This is a genomic window from Emticicia sp., from assembly GCF_043780375.1.
Taxonomy (GTDB): domain Bacteria; phylum Bacteroidota; class Bacteroidia; order Cytophagales; family Spirosomataceae; genus Emticicia.
Window position 1 is genome coordinate 1 of sequence record NZ_JAYWCU010000233.1, and the last position, 3,276, is coordinate 3,276.

Here is a 3,276-nt window from a genome sequence, read left to right on the forward strand (position 1 = left end):
TTAATGTTACTTCAATTCTAATGGAAAAACTGATAGTTTAGTTTTTTTGTTATACTAAAAATAAAAATAATGCAAGTATTAACCCGTAATTCGCATAAAATGGGAGTATTTACAGAACCACTAATGGAGGGAATTCATATTCGGGTCTGACAAAGCCAACTGGTGGAAACTGGATTACGCCTTTGGCTTGGCACCCAACGAGTTCGACGATTGCCTATGGTGGCTGGAATGCAGTTTATAAGTCAACTAACTCCGGTTCGAGTTGGACTGCTATTTCGCCCGTAACTGGTAATCTGAATGAGCTGGTGGTTGCACCATCAAATGACCAATATATTTATGCTTCTCTTGGAACAACCTTGCACCGAACAGCCAACGGTGGTGCTACTTGGTCAACTTATACCGCACCATCTACTATAACTGACATTGCTGTGAAGTATAATGACCCTACGAAAGTATGGATAACCACAATATCAAGCACTCAACCTGTGTTACTTTCAACCGATGCAGGAGCTACGTTTACTAATATTTCGTCTGACTTACCTGCAATTGCGGGTAGAAGCATTGTGGTAGATGATTTCACAACCGAAGGTATATATGTCGGTATGAATATTGGGGTTTATTACAGAAATTTAGTAAATCCTACATGGGTTTTGTTCGGAACAGGGTTGCCACAGGTAGCAGTAAACGAAGTTGAGCTTTCTAAAATTGGTGGAAAATTGAGGGTTGGTACTTATGGAAGAGGATTCTGGGAAATTGATACGCCAAGTTGTAATTTGACCTTAGTTTATGGTGATATCTCGCAAACTGCGGGTACGTATTCGGCAGCTGAAACGATTGTTAGTCAGGCGAATGTGGCGACTCCGACTAATTATTATGCAGGAAAAAGTATTTCGCTCAACCCTCCATTTAGTGCTGGCCCGAGCGAAGTGTTTTTGGCGAAGATTCAGGGCTGTAATTAAAATCAAAGTCCAATACTCATTCTAATCACACTCAGTTTTTCCTCATACGAAGCTCCAACCGATATTTCATTACCCGCCACCCAAACCGACTGGCGGGTAATTTTTTGGATTTTATTCAATGCCACAATATATGAACGATGAATTCTAATGAACTGATTATGAGGTAGTTGACTCAATACTTCATTGATGTTTTGACGACTCAATAACTTTTTGTTTGGTAAAATATATGCCATGTAATTCCCTTCGGCTTCAATGTAAAGTATCTCATCTAATAATACTTTTTCTTCTTCATAACCAGTTTTTAAGAAAATGAAACTTGGGGTTTCTTCATTGCGTAAACCCTTGATTTCTAAGGCTTTATTGCAGGCTTTAGTGAACCTTGCCAACGAAAAAGGTTTCATCAAATAATCAATCGCATCTAACTCAAAACCATTCACAGCATATTCTGAGTATGCAGTTGTGAAGATTATCATGGGTGTTTTTTGCAAGATATGAACAAACTCAATTCCTGAAATATCGGGCATTTTTATATCCAAAAAAACCAAGTCAATTTTGTTTTGTTGCAAATATGGAATCGCCTCAAAAGCATCGGTAAAAGTTGCTTTTAGTTCGAGAAATGGTACTTTTGCAGCGTGTATTTGTACAACTTCTAAGGCTCGTGGCTCGTCGTCGATGGCTATGGCGGTTAATCCCAGCCCTTGAAGGGGAGCAAAATTCTTTTGCATAAGTTTTCAATAAATTCCTAAAATCAAAGATACAAAATAATCATTGTCTGATGCCTGAATATCAACCGTATGGCGATTCGGATAAATCAATTCGAGGCGTTTTCTGACATTTTCTAAGCCAATCCCATTGTTTTCGGACTCTAATTCATCAATATCTGTTTTTGGGTGTAAGCTATTATGTACTTTAAAATATAGTTTCTGAGCATCATGCGTAAGTGTAATGTATATCCAAGATGGATTTCGGAAACTTATGCCGTGCTTAAACGCATTTTCTATGAATGGATTGAGCAGCATCGGTGCAATGAAAATTTCTCGTTCCGATTGTTGGATATTAATTTTGATTTCGACGTCGTGGCTTTCATCGATTCTCATGCGTTGAATATCAATGTAATTATTCAGATATTCAATCTCTTTACTTAATGGAATTCGGTCTTGGTGGTTATCGTTGAGCATAAATCGCATCATATCACCTAATTTTTGAATACCATCGGCTGTTTTTTCTGCATTTTCTTTCAACGAAACGGAATAAAGAGTATTCAAGGTATTGAACAAAAAGTGTGGATTTATTTGTGAACGAAGGTTTGAAAGTTCGGCTGCTTTCTGCGAAACCGCTACTTTTAACTGTGTTTTTTCTTTTCTAAATACTTTTCTCAGAAAGGCAATAAATATTGAAAGAAACAAGAATAAAGCAAGCATCTCGAAAATCCACTCGGCATGAAAACCAAAAGGGATTGAACTATAGGTTTTCCAACTTATATATTGTACAAAATAACCAATAATACTACCGATAAAATTAATAATGAGAAAGGTAATTGTTCCAGAAGTAAATTCCTTTGATTGAAGCGAAGAGAAGTAAGGAAGAACATTTTTATAAAAATACTCTTGGGCATAATAAATAGTAAATGTGGCGATTCCTATCATTGATAATTCTCGAATAGCCCCAAACCAATAATCTTTTCGTGGAATATTGCCAAAAATAGCAACAAATAGTATGAAGAAGCTAATAGTTCCTACCAAAAAATAATCTAAATAGCGGAAGTTTTCTTCTTTCTCTTCTTTTAACTTAGCATGAATAAAGTAATAGAATTGAGCAAATGCTTCGTAGAATAATATTATAATCAAAACTGCAATAGTGTCGGTTACCAAAAATAATTTTCGAAATAGAGAAAATACCTTTACACCAATAATATGTTCGTGATTATCGTAGCTATGTCTTAAATAAAGTTTGAAATAATCGAAAAGAAAAACGCTGACAAAGGTAAAAAGGAGGGTAATAATAATATAAATGTATAAAAGAATATCAATTTTCTTTTCTTTGATGCGTGGATAAAGCAAATAATGAAAGATAGACCAAGCACTTAATAGAAAAATTGCCCCAGCGATTATCGGAAAAATAGTATTGTAGAAATGGTTATAACCACTCAGTCCTTGCCAAATAATTTTATTAGGAACACCATTGAGTTCGGCAACAGTAATTATTCTGTCGAAGCTACTTGCTTCTTGGAAAAGCCGGCGTACAATATAAATAGTAATCGAAATAAAAATAAGAAAAAACTCGTAGCGTCTAAATTTTTGTAGCGTTTGCATAGTAT

The 3,276-nt window shown here is 35.6% G+C and carries 3 protein-coding genes; 1 reads left to right on the plus strand and 2 read right to left on the minus strand.

The window, feature by feature from the left end; all coding sequences use genetic code 11:
* The first annotated feature begins 182 nt into the window (after nt 1-182).
* Nucleotides 183-959 carry a WD40/YVTN/BNR-like repeat-containing protein gene (locus ACH2CJ_RS17885; RefSeq protein ID WP_394994782.1) on the plus strand — a complete coding sequence of 259 codons (777 nt, stop codon included), beginning with the start codon at nt 183-185 and terminating at the stop codon, nt 957-959.
* 2 nt (nt 960-961) lie between these two features.
* Here ACH2CJ_RS17885 and ACH2CJ_RS17890 read toward each other — a convergent pair whose 3' ends face one another.
* The gene (locus ACH2CJ_RS17890; RefSeq protein ID WP_394994784.1) at nt 962-1,684 is read right to left on the minus strand and encodes a LytR/AlgR family response regulator transcription factor; all 723 of its coding nucleotides are present in this window, start codon (nt 1,682-1,684) and stop codon (nt 962-964) included.
* A gap of 6 nt (nt 1,685-1,690) precedes the next feature.
* Nucleotides 1,691-3,276, minus strand: a 1,586-nt coding sequence (locus ACH2CJ_RS17895) for a sensor histidine kinase (RefSeq protein ID WP_394994786.1), incomplete at its 5' end; no start/stop codon positions are given.